A 15095-nucleotide genomic window follows, 5' to 3' on the forward strand; every position below is an offset into this window, starting at 1 on the left:
ACCCCCGACGGGGATCGCCCATACTGGGTGTCGACACCAAGGAGGTTCCCGTGCCGATAGTCGTCGGCTGGATCGCGGTCGCCGTTCCCCCCGCGATCGCCCTCGCGACCGCCTTCTTCGCGTGGCGGCGTGCCCACGCCGACCTGCCGGGCGGAGACGCCGTGGTCACCGTGACGATGTTCGTCGCCGCCGGCACGGCGGGGTGGTTCACCTCTCTGGCGCTTCTCAGCGCGCTCGGGCCCTCCCTCGGCCCGGGGGCGACCCCGGTCTCGATCACCCTCGATCCCCTCGATCAGACGTTCTTCGGCGTGGGATCCGGAACGGCCTACGTCGGCGGCATCGGACGCATCGACGTGCTCTCCGGGCTCGGCGGCGTGCCGACGACACTCGCGGCACTGAGCGCGACGGTGGGATACCTCCCGCTGGTCGCCGTCGCCACCCTCGTGGCCGTCGCCGCCCACGCCATGCTCGTCGAAGCCCCGACCCGGTCCGCCGTCAGCCGGACGGCATTCGTCGCCGCCGGGGCATGCCTGGTGTTCGGTGGATTGCAGCAGGCGTTCGGCAATCTCGCGTCGTACCTGGCGATCGAGGAGATCGACGCAGCCGGTGCGCTCCCCACGATCGGCGATCGCGGTTTCGACGGCACCCGTTTCCACGAACTCGTGTCGAACCCGTGGCCGATCGGCGCCGCCGTCGCCCTGTTCACCGTGGGCCTGCTCGTCCGGCGCGTCGACGCCGCAGCACGGGCCACCGGTCGCGAGGGCGCGGCATCGCAGCCCGCATCCACCCCCACGGCGGGAAAGTAGTATTTGTTCGCCCGCGCACGCGGGCGTCTCCTTCATCGACGGGTCTTCTGTGACATCCAGCTCCGCTCTCCACGCGCCGGGCTGGCGCACCTGGACGGTGTGGATCGTCGGCGCGGCCGCCTATGTCGTGGCGATCACCAATCGCACCTCGCTGTCCTCGGTCGGTGTCGACGCCGCGATCCGGTTCGACGCCGACGCATCGGCCCTGTCGATGTTCGCGGTCATCCAACTGGCCGTCTACGGATCCCTCCAGGTGCCGGTCGGGATCATCCTCGACCGTCTCGGCGCCCGGCCGGTGATCGCCGCCGGCATGGTGCTCATGGCCGCCGGCCAGCTCGTCATGGCCTTCGCCGATGCCGTCGGGATCGGCATCCTCGCGCGCGTGCTCATCGGCGCCGGTGACGCCGCGGTCTTTCCCAGCGTGCTGCGGGTGATCGCGACGTGGTTCCCCGCGCAGCGCTCCCCTCTCCTGGTGCAGCTGACCGGGATCATCGGCCAGCTCGGCCAGATCATCGCCGTCGTCCCCCTCGCGGCGCTGCTTCACGCCACGTCGTGGAGTGTCGCCTTCGGCAGCCTGGCGGGCCTGACGATCCTGTTCGCGGTCCTCACGTTCGCCATCATCCGGAACCGCCCACCGGAGCGGCGGGACGACGCCATCGACACTTCGGTCGACACCGACACGGGGGCCGTGCGGATCGTGCGTTCCACCGCCGACTTGCGGGAGGGTTTCCGCGAGTCGTGGTCCCACCCCGCCACCCGGCTGGGGTTCTGGTCGCACTTCACGACGCCGTTCGCGGGCACCGCGTTCGTGTTGCTGTGGGGCTACCCATTCCTCACCGCGGGCCAGGGGCTTCCGGCCGGCGTCGCGGCGAGCCTCATGACCCTCCTCGTCCTCGCGGGCATCGTGTTCGGCCCCATCCTCGGCGCACTCTCGAGCCGGCACCCGACGCGGCGCTCGCGCTGGCTCGTCCTCCCGACGGTCGCCTTCCAGGCCGCCGCGTGGCTCACGGTGATCTTCTGGCCCGGCACGGCGCCGATCTGGCTCCTGGTCATCCTCGTGATCGCCCTGGCCAGCGGCGGGCCCGCCTCGATGATCGCCTTCGACCACGCCCGCGCGTTCAACCCGTCGCATCGCCTGAGCACCGCGACCGGCATCGTCAACGGCGGCGGATTCCTCGCGGCCCTCATCGCGATCCTCATGATCGGCGTGTCGATGGACCTACAGGGGGCGGGTACCCCCGACACCTACTCGCTGGATGCGTTCCGCGTCGCGTTCCTCACACAGGTCCCGCTGTGGGTGATCGGATCGTTGGGCATCATCCGTGAGCGAGGTCGCACGATCCGCCACATCGGAGGCCCGGGGAACGTCCCCCGATAGCGGGGGGTGCGACCAGGGCCGTCCCCTGCCCGGGTCTGCACCGGGTGATGCCCGGGTGATTTTCCGGGTGATGACCGCCCGGGTCGACGGGGCCGCGGACGCGGCGCACAGCTAGCGTGGTCGCGGCAGAGCCCCGCCCCGCCGAAGCAAGCGTGGCGTTCGGGCGTGAATCGAACCGAAAGGGCGCGTGGGCGACGGTATGCGCAATATCTGGCGTGTTTTCACACGTGACCTGAAGCGACTCGTGCGGGTCCCCCTCGCGATGGTGATCGTGGGCGGTGCGCTGATCACGCCGTCGCTGTACGCCTGGTTCAACATCTCGGCGTTCTGGGATCCCTTCGACAACACCGCGAACCTGCCCATCGCCGTGGTCAACCTCGATGAAGGCGCCTCGACCACCCTCACGGGCGAGGTCAACGTCGGCGATCAGCTCGTGGCCCAGCTCAAGGACAACCACGACCTCGGATGGCAGTTCCTGTCCGAGTCGGAGGCGATGGAATCGATCGACGGCGGAGAGGTCTACGCCGCATTCGTGGTGCCGGAGACGTTCTCCGCAGATCTGCTGAGCCTCACGACCGGTGACTTCACCCAGCCCAAGCTGGAGTACTACGTCAACGAGAAAGAGAACGGCATCGCGCCGGAGATCACCGACACCGGCGCGACGACGGTCCAGACCCAGATGATCGACGCGTTCACCGAGCAGGTGGCCGAAGCCGTCGCCACCGCGATCGAGACCGGCGGCTCGGACATCGAAGCCGAGCTCATCGAGACCGAGTCGAAGATCATCGCCGACCTCGAAGAGGTCGAGGGGGTCATCGGCGAGACCCGAGGACACCTGGAGAGTCTGGAAGCGGATCTCTCCGTCGCCGCCACCGGCTTGCGGTCCAACGTCGGCACCCTGTCGGCGATCGACGGCGCGCTCGCGAACGTGCAGGGCACGCTGGCGGATGCCCGGGCCCTCGCCGACACCGCCCAGGCGGACCTCGTCCGCGTCGCCGGGGAGGCGACCACCGGCCACGTGATCGCCTCGGCCGAGGTGGCCGAGGCGGCCGCCGCCGCGCTGGCCGGGGTCGCCGAGGTCAGTGCCGCGACCGACTCCCTGGCCGCCGCCGTGGAGGCGCAGCGCGTCATCCTCGACGAGGCGGAAGGCCTGGTCACCGGGCTCGCGGACCAGCTCGACGCGACCGCCGCGGCGCTCGCGAACCTCGATGGCGACCTCGCCGACCTGCAGTCCGACATGGGGGTCGCGATCTCCGACCTTCAGGCGTTGGGCGGTGCCGCGCTCTGGCAGCAACTGGAGTCGCTGACCCAGCTGGACCCGAAGCAGATCGGGGAGTTCATGGCCACGCCGGTCGTCGTCGACCAGGTCACCCTCTTCCCCACGAACTCGTACGGCTCGCAGATGGGGTCGTTGTTCATCAACCTGTCGCTGTGGATCGGCGCGTTCGTCCTCGTCGTGATCCTCAAGCTCGGCGTCGACGACGATGAGATCCCCGATCTGACCGAACGCCAGGGATACCTGGGCCGCTGGCTCCTGTTCGCCGCGATCGCCACCGCGCAGGCGATCACCCTCAGCATCGGCAACCTGATCATCGGCGTACAACATGTCAACGTCGCCGCTTTCGTCATCACCCCGGTCCTCATCGGGCTGAGCTACCTGAGCATCATCTACGCGCTCTCGGTCACCTTCGGGTATGTCGGCAAGGGGCTGGTCGTGATCCTCGTGATCATGCAGATCCCCGGCGCCTCCGGGATCTATCCGATCCAGCTGATGCCGGAATTCTTCCAGTCCCTCTATCCCTTCTTCCCCTTCACCTACGGCATCGACGCCATGCGGGAGGTGGTGAGCGGGTTCGCCGGGTTCGCCTACTTCCGCTACATGGGAACGCTTCTGCTGTTCGTCGCGGCGGCGTTCTTCCTCGGACTCGTCCTGCGTCGCCACGTGTCGAACCTCACGCGCCTGTTCACGCAGGAAGTCGCCGAGACCGAGCTGTTCACCAACGAGAGCGAGGTGCCGGCCGGGCGGGGGTACCGTCTGCGTCACGTGCTGTTGGCCATGGCCGACCAGGCGGCCTACAACGCGCGCCTGAGCAAGCGGCTCCTCCCGTTCGCGCGCTCCTACCGAAAGGTGCGCACGGCCATCGTGATCGTCGGCGTCGCCGGCAGCCTCGTCATCGGCGGGCTCGGCGTCGTGTTCCCCGCCGTCAAGCTCACCTACGTCGGGCTCTGGGTCCTGTGGCTCATCATCGTCTTCGTCGCCCTGATCTCGCTCGAATACATCCGCTACAGCCTCCGACTCTCGACAGAGGTGGGGGAGATGTCCGATGCCCAGCTGCGTCGTGAACTGACCGAACTGGAGGCCAGCCGATGAGCGGTATCTGGGAACTGTTCCGCAGCGACCTCCGCCGCGCGACGAGCCGCGTCATGTCGGTCATCGTCCTGTGCGGACTGGTCGTGATCCCCTCCGCGTTCACGTGGTTCAACGTCGTCGGCAGCTGGGAACCGTTCGACAACACCAAGAACCTCAAGGTCGCCGTCGCCAGCGTCGACGAGGGGTACACCGGTGCCCTGATCCCGCTCCACATCAACGTCGGCAGCATGGTCGAATCCGCCCTCCGCGCCAACGACCAGCTCGACTGGGTCATCACCTCGAAGGACGAGGCGATCGCCGGCACCGAATCCGGTGAGTACTACGCGGCCATGGTGCTGCCGAAGGACTTCAGCGAGAAGATGCTGACCTTCTACACCGACGGGTCCGAGCGGACCCACGTGGACTACTACACCAACGACAAGTCCAACCCCCTCGCGCCGGTGATCACGAGCGAGGGCGCCGACGACCTCACCGCGAAGATCAACTCGGAGTTCACCGAGGAGCTCAGCGACATCGCCCTCAGCCTCGTCTCCGGGCTCATCACCTCGCTCAGCGACTCCGGCACCGACGCGGCGCTCACGCGGGTCGAGGCACACATCAGCGACGTCGGCGTCCAACTGCGTGCCGCAGCCGGCACCGCCGACATGTTCACCGCGCTCCTCGAGGGCAGCGTGCCGCTCGCCGAGGGGGCGGGCAGCCTTCTGGACGCGGTCGACTCGCAGTTCGACGCGGCGACCGGGACCGTTCAGGAGGGCGCGACGGCCGCCCAGCAGGCCGAGAGCGCCGTCACCCGCGCCTCGCAGGCCCTGACCGCGGCCTTCGAGGCGAGCGAGGCGCAGCTCGACCGTTTCGAGGCCGACATCGACCGGATCTTCTCCGGCATCGACAGCGACGCCGCCGCGAGCGTCGACCTGATCGACTCGATGGTCACCGACCTCGACGGACTCATCGCCGATCACGAGGCGCTCCGACAGCGACTCGTCGACGACGTCCGCCCCAACATCCCCGAAGACGAGTTGCCGGCGTTCGATGCCATGGTCGCCCTCCTCGACGACGCGATCGCCCAGGAGCAGGCCCTCGACACCCGCCTCCAGGAGACGGCGTCGGGGATCACGACCGGGAACGACGACGTCCAGCGGTACCGCCAGGACATCGAGGAGCGCATCTCGGATGCGATGACCGCGTTCGAGAACGCCAACACGGTGTACGCGAACGAGCTGCGCCCGACGCTGGACCAGCTCGCCACGACGCTCAGTTCCGTCGCGGCGGCGATGAGCGACGTGGGGGCGGACATCGCGGGTGTCACCGGTTCGGTCGGCGACGTGGTCACGATCTTGCAGAACGCGGCCGAGGACAACCGCAACCTGGCCGACCTGCTGGCCTCCGCGGCCGACGAGGTCGACCTCGTGGTCGACACCCTCTCCAACGCCATCGACACCGGCGACTTCAGCCAGCTCAGCGCGATCATCGGCTCGAACCCGTCGGTGCTCGCCGCCGCCATCGCGCAGCCGATCGGCCTCGACCGCATCGAGGTGTACCCGGTGGTCAGCTTCGGCGCGGGTATGGCGCCGCTGTACACGGTTCTCTCGCTCTGGGTCGGAGCTCTCCTGCTGGCGGTCACGCTCCGCGTCGACCCGCCGTCACGTCCGTTCGAGGGCGGCCCGGAGCTCTCCCTCAACCAGCGGTTCCTCGGCCGCTACGCGCTGTTCGCGTTGGTCGGACTCGCCCAGAGCACGCTGGTCTTCCTCGGGAACATCCTGCTCGTCGGAATCGATCCGGTCCACCCGTTCCTGTTCATGCTGACGGGCTGGGCGACGTCGCTGGTGTTCACCTTCATCGTCTACACCCTCGTGGTCTCCTTCAGCGATGCCGGAAAGGCCCTCGCCGTCTTCATCCTCGTGATCCAGGTCGCGGGGGCCGGCGGTGCCTATCCGCTGGTGCTGTTGCCGGAGTGGTTCCAGAACATCAGTCCCTTCCTTCCGGCCACGCACGCCATGGACGCGTTCCGCTCGGCGATGGCGGGCATCTACCACGCCGACTTCTGGGTGTCGCTCGGGTGGCTGCTGGCCTTCCTGCTGCCGATGCTCCTGCTGGGTCTGGTGCTGCGCAAGCCGCTGGTGAACGTGAACGAGAGCATGGACCGGGCGCTCAAGTCGACCAAGCTGATGTGATCCGCTCGCCCGGCGGGTCAGGCTGTGGGTGTGTGCGGACCGATGAAGCGGACCCAGTTCGCGCCGCCCCCGGTCTCGACCTGCTGGAGCAGGTGGAGCCGCGCCCCGTCGACGGCGTACAGCGACACCGTGGTGCTCCGCTCACCGGCGGCGACGAGGTGGGCACCGTCGGCGCTCACCGCGAACCCGCGCGGTTGAGGCTCCGTCGGCGTCGTCGTCGTTGCGGGCCCGAGGGAGCCGTCGGCTGCCACAGGAACGGCCGTGAGGGTGCTCGTGGACCGCTCCGACGCCCACAGGTGGCGCTCACCGGCCCCCCAGTGCAGGTCGGCGCCCCACAGCGCCGGTTCGACCCGCGGATCCTCCCCGAACACCCCGCGCGGCAGGCCGGCGGCGGGATCGTGCGCGGCGACCGCCGTGTCGTAGGTGAGCGTGCCGGCACGACGATCGCGGCGCAGGCGCACCACATCCGCACTGAACTCCGTCAGCACGTAGACCGCGTCGCCTTCCGCGCCCACCACCAGATGGCGGGGGCCGGTCCCCGCCGGGAACGCGACGGTGGCCGGCTCGAGCGGCGCGAGTGACGGGTCGTCGGTGATCGCGTACTGGGCGACGAGGTCGTCCCCCAGCGCGACGAAGTAGGCGAAGCGCCCGGAGGGGTCGGGCAGCACGGCATGCAGATTCGCGTATTCGATCTCCGAGATCGGATCACCCACCACGCCGTCGACGACCGTGCTGAGGAATCCGTATCCACCCCCGTAGGAGGCGCCGAGCAACACCTCGCCGTCGCGCGCGAGCGCCAGGTAGGTCATGCCCCCACGAGGCAGGTCGCGACGCGACACCTCCTCGAGGTGACCGGTGTCGCGGTCCAGCGAGAGCGTGACCAGTCCGGCCGGTTCTCCCTTGACCGCCGCGTACACCAGATCGTGGGCCGGATCGACGGCGAATGTCGAGCATCCCGTGAGACCCCCGGTGACCGAGATCCGCTCCAGTGCGGTCCCGTCGAAGCCGAACAACGACAGCGACCCGTCGCGGGCATTGGCGACCAGCACGAGGGATTCGCTCACGAGGGATCCTGTTCCGTCGGGATGAGACCTGCCGAGCGGCGCGCGGCGGTGGCCACGGCGAGGACCGCCTGGCTGTGGTCGAGTAACCGGTCGCGCGCGGCGGTGTCGTGTCGGGCCACCATGTCGACGAAGGTGCGGAACTCCTCCACCATGCGGTGCGGGTGCACCGAGAGGTCGCGGGTCTGGATCTGCTCCCCCCGACGCCGGGAGGAGACCTGCGGGACGGCGTTGGCCGGGCCGTCCACGGCGATCCAGCCGTCGACGCCCTGGATCTTCGAGCGGATGGGCCCGTCGGAGTCCTTCGCGCACACGCACACGGCGGTGCGGTCGCCGTAGTCCAGGACGAGCACACCGGAGGTGTCCACGCCCCGCTCGATGTTCGGGGTGTACCGCACGCTACGCGGGCGACCGAGGAGCCCGACGACGAAGTGGATGGTGTAGATGCCGATGTCCAGCAGCGCACCCCGCCCTGCGCGGGGTCGAACGCGGGAATGACCTCACCGGAACGGAATCTGTCGAACCGCGAGGAGAATTGCGAGTAGTCGCTCTGGATCACACGGATCTCCCCCACGCGGTGAAGGTTCTCCTGGATCCATCGGTAGTTCGCGAGATGGATCGTGCTGATGGCCTCGACGAGGATCAGGTCCCGGTCCTCCGCCATCGCGCGCAGGTCGCGCAGCTCCTGCTCGTCGAGCACGAAGGGCTTCTCGCACACGACGTGCTTGCCCGCCTCGAGCGCGCGGCGGGCGTAGGCGGCGTGCAGGGAATTCGGGACGGCGATCCAGACGGTGTCGATGTCGGGGTCGGCGAGGCACGCGTCGAGGTCGGTGTGGACGCGGTCGATTCCGAACTCGCTCCGGATCTGCTCCAGCCGCTGCGCCGAACCCGGTCTCCCGCAGATCGCGACCAGTTCGAGTCCGTCGACGTCTGAGGCGTGCGGGAGGAAGTCGCGCACGATCATCCCGGAGCCGAGCACGGCGAGTCTCATCGGGGCGGTACCTCCCGGTCGCGATTCGGTGCCCGCGCGCACGACGGGCGTGTTCATCGTATGCCCGCGCCCCGAGCGCACGATCCGCCGCAACGAGGCCCCGTCGCACCGCGCTCCTATCGTGTCGTCAATTTTCCTACTTCTTTCTGCTCAACTGCGCCATAATTTCCGACTGTTCTCGCCATATGGTGGTCCTCACGACGACGGGGGATCGATGGAACACGCATCCACACAGCTGCGCTCGGCGTTCTTCGTGTCCGACAGCACGGGGATCACCGCCGAGACGCTGGGCAGCGCCCTCCTCGCGAACTTCCCCGGCCACCGGTTCGTCCGCCAGACCGTCCCCTTCGTCGACACGGCCGCCGGCGCACACGCGGTCGCCGAAGACATCACCCGCGCGGCGACGACCGGACCGCCCCCCCTCGTGTTCACCACCGTGAAACGCCCGGATGTGGCCGCCGTGCTGATGGCCTCCCCCGGTCACGTCATCGATCTGCTCGGGGGCCACCTGACCGAGGTCGAGCAGGCGCTCGGGGCGACGGCGTCGGAGCAACTGGGGCAGTACCACGGGCTCGGCGACACCGACCGCTACTTCGCGCGCATGCGCGCCGTCGAGTACGCCATCGAGCACGACGACGGACAGAGCGCTCGAGCGCTCGACATCGCCCAGGTCATCCTGGTCGCGCCGTCGCGGTGCGGCAAGACGCCGACCACCATGTACCTGGCCCTCCACCACGGGATCCTCGTCGCGAACTACCCCCTCACCGACGACGACTTCCCCACCGAAGACCTTCCGCCGATGGTCGCCCCCCACCGGGACCGTTGCTTCGGGCTGACCACCACGGCCCGCCGCCTCAGCCAGGTCCGACACGAACGGCGACCCGAATCGCGGTACGCGAGCCTCGCGCAATGCACCTCGGAACTGCGACGCGCCGAAGACCTGTACCGACGCGCCCAGGTCCCTTTCACCAACTCCGCGGTCAAGAGCGTCGAGGAGATGTCCGCCGTCATCATGCAGTCCATGAAGCTGCCCGGGTGACCCTTCGAAGGAGCAAGAATGACCAACATCGCCTGGTTCGAGGACCTCGGAATGGACGACGTCCCCGTCGTCGGGGGGAAGAACGCTTCCCTCGGTGAGATGATCTCCCACCTGTCACAGCTCGGGGTCCGTGTCCCCGGGGGCTTCGCCACCACCGCCGACGCGTACCGGTCCTTCCTCCGGCACGACGGGCTCGAGCACCGCATCCGCGACGCCGTCGACGACCTCGACACCGACGATGTGGTGGAACTGGCCCGCGTCGGCGCGGCCGTGCGCAGCTGGATCGAAGCGCAACCGTTCCCCGAGGACCTGGAGCAGGATGTCCGCCGGGCCTATGACACCCTCGTCTCCCGCGATGCCGACCCCGAGGCGGTGACGTGGGCCGTGCGTTCGAGTGCCACCGCGGAGGACCTTCCGGAGGCGTCCTTCGCCGGACAACAGGAGACCTTCTTGAACGTGGGCGGGATCGAGAACATCCTGCAGGCGATCCGCGCCGTCTTCGCCTCGCTGTACAACGACCGCGCCATCGCGTACCGCGTGCACCACGGGTTCGACGACGTCGACGTCGCACTCTCCGCCGGCATCCAGCGCATGGTCCGATCCGACGTCGGCGCCGCCGGCGTCATGTTCACCCTCGACACCGAGTCCGGGTTCGACGGCGCCGTGTTCATCACGAGCTCCTACGGTCTCGGCGAAGCGGTCGTGCAAGGCGCCGTCAACCCGGACGAGTTCTACGTGTCCAAGTCGGCACTGCACGCGGGGCGGCCGGCGATCCTCAAGCGGTCGGTCGGCGAGAAGGCGATCGCGATGCGCTACACCGACGCGAAACAGGCGGGCGCCAGCACCGACTTCTTCGACGTGGCCGAGCATGACCGCATCCGACTGTCCCTCACCGACGCCGACGTCGAGGAACTCGGCCGCATCGCCATGACCATCGAGGAACACTACCGCCGCCCCATGGACATCGAGTGGGGTCGCGACGGCGTCGACGGTCTGCTGTACGTGCTGCAGGCGCGACCCGAGACCGTCGCCTCGCGGGTCGAAGGTGGCACCACCCGCCGGTACGTCCTGCACGAGCGGAGCGAGGTGATCGTCCGCGGGCGCGCGATCGGCCAGCGCATCGGCGCAGGGCCGGTGCGCGTGCTCGACGACGTGTCGCAGATGTCGCAGTTCGCGCAGGGCGAGGTCCTGGTCGCCGATATGACCGATCCCGATTGGGAACCGATCATGAAGCGGGCCGCTGCGATCGTCACCAACCGCGGCGGTCGCACCTGCCATGCCGCGATCATCGCGCGCGAGCTCGGTATCCCGGCGATCGTGGGCACGGGTGATGCGACGCGGATCCTCGGCGACGGCCGCGATGTGACCGTCTCCTGCGCCGAAGGCGACACCGGAGAGGTCTTCGACGGCCTCCTCCGGTTCGACGAAGTGGTCACCGAGTTGGCGACCATGCCGACGGCACCGGTGAAGATCATGATGAACGTCGGCACGCCCGATCAGGCGTTCTCTTTCTCGCGTCTGCCCAACGCCGGCGTCGGGCTGGCCCGGCTCGAATTCATCATCAACCGCCAGGTGGGAATCCATCCGCGCGCTCTCCTCGAGCCTGATGTCCTCCCCGAAGACATCGCCGCCGAGGTCGCGCGACGCACCGTCACCGCCGAGACACCGCGGGACTTCTTCATTCGCCGCGTCGCCGAAGGGGTCTCGACCATCGCGGCGGCCTTCGCCCCCGAACCGGTCATCGTCCGCCTCAGCGACTTCAAGTCGAACGAGTACGCCAACCTCTACGCGGGCGACCTGTTCGAGCCGGACGAGGAGAATCCGATGATCGGGTACCGCGGAGCCTCCCGGTACCTCTCGGCGGACTTCCGCGCCTGCTTCGACATGGAGTGCGAGGCGTTGCGGTTCGTGCGCGACGAGATGGGTTTCGACAACATCAAGCTCATGGTCCCGTTCGTGCGCACCGTCGCCGAGGCCGAAGGCGTCATCGAGCTTCTCGGCGAGAACGGACTCGTGCGTGGCGAGAACGGACTCGAGGTCGTCATGATGTGCGAGCTTCCGAGCAACGCCGTCCTCGCAGACGAGTTCCTCGCACACTTCGACGGGTTCTCCATCGGGTCCAACGACATGACGCAGCTGACACTCGGACTGGACCGCGACTCGTCCCTCGTCGCCGACACGTTCGACGAACGCGACCCTGCGGTGCTGCGGATGCTCAGCCTCGCGATCGAGGCGTGCCGACGCCACGGCAAGTACGTCGGCATCTGCGGGCAGGGGCCGTCGGATCACCCCGACTTCGCCGCGTGGTTGGTCGACCAGGGCATCGAGTCGGTCTCGCTGAACCCGGACACGGTCGTCGACACGTGGCTCGCGCTGTCGCACGGCACGTCCCCCGCCGCGTAGGCCGTGGCAGGGGGGGTTCCGCGGAAGTAGGTTGGTCATGCTCCCACGAACAGATGACGAGGACCATGACCGCACACGCCCACCCCGACACGATCTCCGCCGCCGGCGAGGTCGAGGTCGTCGAGCGGAAGTCGCGGTTCATCGCCCGGGTGGAGCCGGTGGGGTCGGTCGCCGACGCGGAGGCGGTGATCGCCGCGGCGCGCCGCCGGTGGTGGGACGCACGCCACCATTGCTCGGCGATGGTCCTCGGTCTGCAGGCCGACACAGCGCGGTCTTCGGACGACGGCGAGCCCTCGGGTACGGCGGGCGTGCCGATGCTGGAGGTCCTGCGGCGCCGCGGACTGACCGACGTCGTCGCGGTCGTGAGCCGCTACTTCGGCGGCGTGAAGCTCGGTGCCGGCGGTCTCGTCCGCGCCTACTCCACCGCGGTGTCGCAGGCCCTGGACGACACCCGGGTGGTCCACCGCCGTACCCTCGTGCACGCGTCGGTGGAAGTGTCGCACGCCGAGTCGGGCCGATTCGACAACCTGTTGCGCGAGTGGGTGGAGCGCTCCGGCGCCGTCCTCGGCGAAACCGCATACGGCGCCAACGCCCGCCTCGAGGTCTGGACGCCACCGGACCTCGTCGCCTCCCTGCGCGAGACCATCGCGGCCGCGTCCGGAGGTACCGTCGAGCCGCGTCTGGGGGAACAGCGTGTGACCGACGTTCCGGCCGCGAGCCCATAGGCCCCGCATAGACGCCCATAGCCGCGTATCAGCCGTTCGCGGGTTGACGGATAGACCCGGAGCGTATCCCTGGATGCATGGAACGCTCGACCCGCCGCCACCGCCGCATCCGCCGCCGGAACGTGATCCTCGCGTCGGCGTTGACGACCACCCTCACCCTGTCGGGAGCGGCCGCGTGGGCCGCGGACCGCTATCTCGTCGAGCACGTCGAGATCGACGACGTCGCGGCGTACGAGGCCGAGAACTCGTCGGTCACCGTGGACGAGCCCGGGACGGCCGAGGAGGAGGCTGAGGACGCAGAGGTCATCCTCACCGACACGTCCTACACCGACGGCCAGACCTCCCTCGAGATCTCGACGGTCGTCGAGGGGTCGGGCGACGCGACGGTGACGTATTACGTCGCGGACGTCACTCTCGGGGATGCCACGGCGCTGCGCAGCGCGTTCGCCGACAATCGATTCGGCCAGAACATCACCGAGCTGACCAGCACGATCGCCGAGGACAACGGCGCCGTCTTCGCGATCAACGGCGACTACTACGGCTTCCGCGACACCGGCATCGTGATCCGCAACGGCGTCGTCTACCGCGACGAACCCGCGCGCACCGGACTGGTGTTCTTCACCGACGGCACCGTCGAGGTATACGACGAGACCACCACGAGCGCGGACGAGCTGCTCGCCGCCGGCGCCTGGAACACCCTCAGCTTCGGTCCGGCGATCGTCGAAGACGGCTCGGTCGTCGACGGCATCGAAGAGGTCGAGATCGACACCAACTTCGGAAACCACTCTATCCAGGGCGACCAGCCGCGCACCGCCGTCGGCGTCATCGACGACAACCACCTCGTCTTCGTGGTGGTCGACGGCAGACAGACCGGCTACAGCGAGGGGGTGACCCTCACCGAGTTGGCCGACATCTTCGTCGACCTCGGCGCGACGACCGCCTACAACCTCGACGGGGGCGGGTCCTCCACCATGTATTTCGCGGGCGACCTGGTCAACAGCCCGTCCAACGGCGGCGAGCGCGCCACCAGCGACATCCTTTACATCGCGGGGTGATCGACATGCATGTGCTGATCCCCGCCCTCGAGCCCGGCCCGCGCCTCCCGCGGCTGGTCGACGATCTGCTGTCGGCCGATCCCGACCTCGCGGTCCTGGTGGTCGACGACGGGAGCGGACCCGGGTACGACGATCTGTTCGCCGTGGTCGAGCGCGTCGGCGCGCAGGTGGTCCGGTTCCCGGTGAACCGGGGGAAAGGTGCCGCCCTCAAAGCCGGCTTCGCCGAAATCGCCCGGTGGGCGCCGGAGGCCGACGTCGTCACCGCCGACGCCGACGGTCAGCATCGTGTGGAGGACATCCTCCGGATCGCGCGGGCGCTGCGTGACGACGCTGCAGCCGGCAGTCCCGCGCTGGTTCTGGGATGCCGGGACTTCCGCGGTGAGGTGCCGCTGCGCAGCCGCATCGGCAACGCCGTCTCCCGCGGGATCTTCCGACTCGTCGCGGGGTGGCCGCTCAGCGACACCCAGACCGGCCTGCGTGGTCTTCCCGCCTCGCTGATCCCGTGGGCGCTGACCGTGCCGGGCGACCGGTTCGAGTACGAGCAGAACATCCTGTTGCGCAGTCGCGGCGCGGGCGTGGCCGCACGGGAGATCCCCATCGAGACGGTCTATCTCGAACAGAACGCCTCCAGCCACTTTCGACCGCTGGTCGACTCGCTCCGCGTGATGCTCCCCCTGGTCCTGTTCGCGGGGTCGGGCCTGCTGGCGTTCGTGCTGGACACCGCGCTTCTGCTGATCTTCTCGGCGACGACCGGATCGCTGGTGTTCTCGATCGTCGCCGCCCGAATGGTCAGCGCGGCGGTGAACTTCCTCGTCAACCGGCGGGTGGTCTTCCGCCGGCGCGGGAGCGGGCGCGCCCGCCAGGCCGCACGCTACGCCGTGCTGGCCGCGCTTCTGCTCGCCTCGAACATCGTGTGGATGGAGGCCCTCACCGGGTGGGGCACACCTCTGCTGGTCGCGAAGGTCGTCACCGAGGTCGTCCTGTTCCTCACCAGCTACGGCGTTCAGCGAGCCGTGGTCTTCCGGCCGTCGGAGGCCGCTCCCGCGCCTCCACGCGCGGTGCACACCGTCGGCGCCGGTTCGCGGTGAAGGGTGC

At 68.9% G+C, this 15095-nt stretch carries 11 protein-coding genes and 1 pseudogene; 9 read left to right on the forward strand and 3 right to left on the reverse strand.

The features are described 5' to 3' along the window. The first annotated feature begins 50 nt into the window (after positions 1-50). The 4 genes from ABD204_RS02595 (at position 51) to ABD204_RS02610 (ending at position 6726) form a co-directional block, all read left to right on the forward strand. Positions 51-806 (forward strand): hypothetical protein, encoded by a 756-nt coding sequence (locus ABD204_RS02595; protein WP_194423142.1) that lies wholly within the window; start codon positions 51-53, stop codon positions 804-806. Between the two features lie 49 nt (positions 807-855). Beyond that, entirely contained in the window at positions 856-2184 is a 1329-nt protein-coding gene (locus ABD204_RS02600; RefSeq protein ID WP_194423143.1) for an MFS transporter, read from the forward strand. Positions 2185-2383: 199 nt separating this feature from the next. Then, complete coding sequence (locus tag ABD204_RS02605) at positions 2384-4555, forward strand: YhgE/Pip domain-containing protein (RefSeq protein WP_277816622.1); 2172 nt, start codon at positions 2384-2386, stop codon at positions 4553-4555. Further along, positions 4552-6726 (forward strand): YhgE/Pip domain-containing protein, encoded by a 2175-nt coding sequence (locus ABD204_RS02610; protein WP_194423145.1) that lies wholly within the window; start codon positions 4552-4554, stop codon positions 6724-6726. The genes ABD204_RS02605 and ABD204_RS02610 overlap by 4 nt, the downstream gene beginning before the upstream one ends. Before the next feature lie 17 nt (positions 6727-6743). Here ABD204_RS02610 and ABD204_RS02615 read toward each other — a convergent pair whose 3' ends face one another. The 3 genes and pseudogenes from ABD204_RS02615 to ABD204_RS02625 form a co-directional block, all read right to left on the reverse strand. Continuing rightward, on the reverse strand, positions 6744-7790 hold the full coding sequence (locus ABD204_RS02615; RefSeq protein ID WP_194423146.1) for a lactonase family protein: 1047 nt from the start codon (positions 7788-7790) through the stop codon (positions 6744-6746). Beyond that, positions 7787-8248: a Gfo/Idh/MocA family oxidoreductase gene (locus tag ABD204_RS02620; RefSeq protein ID WP_409263986.1), complete on the reverse strand. Its 462-nt coding sequence runs from the start codon at positions 8246-8248 to the stop codon at positions 7787-7789. Before ABD204_RS02620 ends, ABD204_RS02615 begins: the two co-directional genes overlap by 4 nt. A gap of 236 nt (positions 8249-8484) precedes the next feature. After that, positions 8485-8835, reverse strand: a pseudogene (locus ABD204_RS02625) (Gfo/Idh/MocA family protein); the annotation flags it as partial. A gap of 157 nt (positions 8836-8992) precedes the next feature. Between ABD204_RS02625 and ABD204_RS02630 the strand changes: the two are divergent. The 5 genes from ABD204_RS02630 (at position 8993) to ABD204_RS02650 (ending at position 15088) form a co-directional block, all read left to right on the forward strand. After that, entirely contained in the window at positions 8993-9817 is an 825-nt protein-coding gene (locus tag ABD204_RS02630) for a pyruvate, water dikinase regulatory protein (protein ID WP_194423147.1), read from the forward strand. A gap of 18 nt (positions 9818-9835) precedes the next feature. Then, positions 9836-12220: a phosphoenolpyruvate synthase gene (ppsA, locus tag ABD204_RS02635; protein ID WP_194423148.1), complete on the forward strand. Its 2385-nt coding sequence runs from the start codon at positions 9836-9838 to the stop codon at positions 12218-12220. Between the two features lie 65 nt (positions 12221-12285). Continuing rightward, positions 12286-12945 carry an IMPACT family protein gene (locus ABD204_RS02640; RefSeq protein ID WP_194423149.1) on the forward strand — a complete coding sequence of 220 codons (660 nt, stop codon included), beginning with the start codon at positions 12286-12288 and terminating at the stop codon, positions 12943-12945. A gap of 77 nt (positions 12946-13022) precedes the next feature. Beyond that, positions 13023-14000 (forward strand): phosphodiester glycosidase family protein, encoded by a 978-nt coding sequence (locus ABD204_RS02645; protein ID WP_194423150.1) that lies wholly within the window; start codon positions 13023-13025, stop codon positions 13998-14000. Between the two features lie 5 nt (positions 14001-14005). Then, positions 14006-15088, forward strand: coding sequence for a GtrA family protein (locus tag ABD204_RS02650; RefSeq protein ID WP_206697228.1), 1083 nt, complete (start codon positions 14006-14008; stop codon positions 15086-15088). The last annotated feature ends 7 nt before the right edge of the window (positions 15089-15095 follow it).

Source organism: Microbacterium aquimaris (genome assembly GCF_039531285.1).
Lineage (GTDB): Bacteria > Actinomycetota > Actinomycetes > Actinomycetales > Microbacteriaceae > Microbacterium > Microbacterium aquimaris.

Bases quoted from the DNA above. Each gene is read 5' to 3' on its own strand.
- ABD204_RS02640 (WP_194423149.1), top strand. From the start codon at position 12,286: ATGACCGCACACGCCCACCCCGACACGATCTCCGCCGCCGGCGAGGTC.
- ABD204_RS02650 (WP_206697228.1), top strand. From the start codon at position 14,006: ATGCATGTGCTGATCCCCGCCCTCGAGCCCGGCCCGCGCCTCCCGCGG.
- ABD204_RS02610 (WP_194423145.1), top strand. From the start codon at position 4,552: ATGAGCGGTATCTGGGAACTGTTCCGCAGCGACCTCCGCCGCGCGACG.
- ABD204_RS02645 (WP_194423150.1), top strand. From the start codon at position 13,023: ATGGAACGCTCGACCCGCCGCCACCGCCGCATCCGCCGCCGGAACGTG.
- ABD204_RS02605 (WP_277816622.1), top strand. From the start codon at position 2,384: ATGCGCAATATCTGGCGTGTTTTCACACGTGACCTGAAGCGACTCGTG.
- ppsA (WP_194423148.1), top strand. From the start codon at position 9,836: ATGACCAACATCGCCTGGTTCGAGGACCTCGGAATGGACGACGTCCCC.
- ABD204_RS02630 (WP_194423147.1), top strand. From the start codon at position 8,993: ATGGAACACGCATCCACACAGCTGCGCTCGGCGTTCTTCGTGTCCGAC.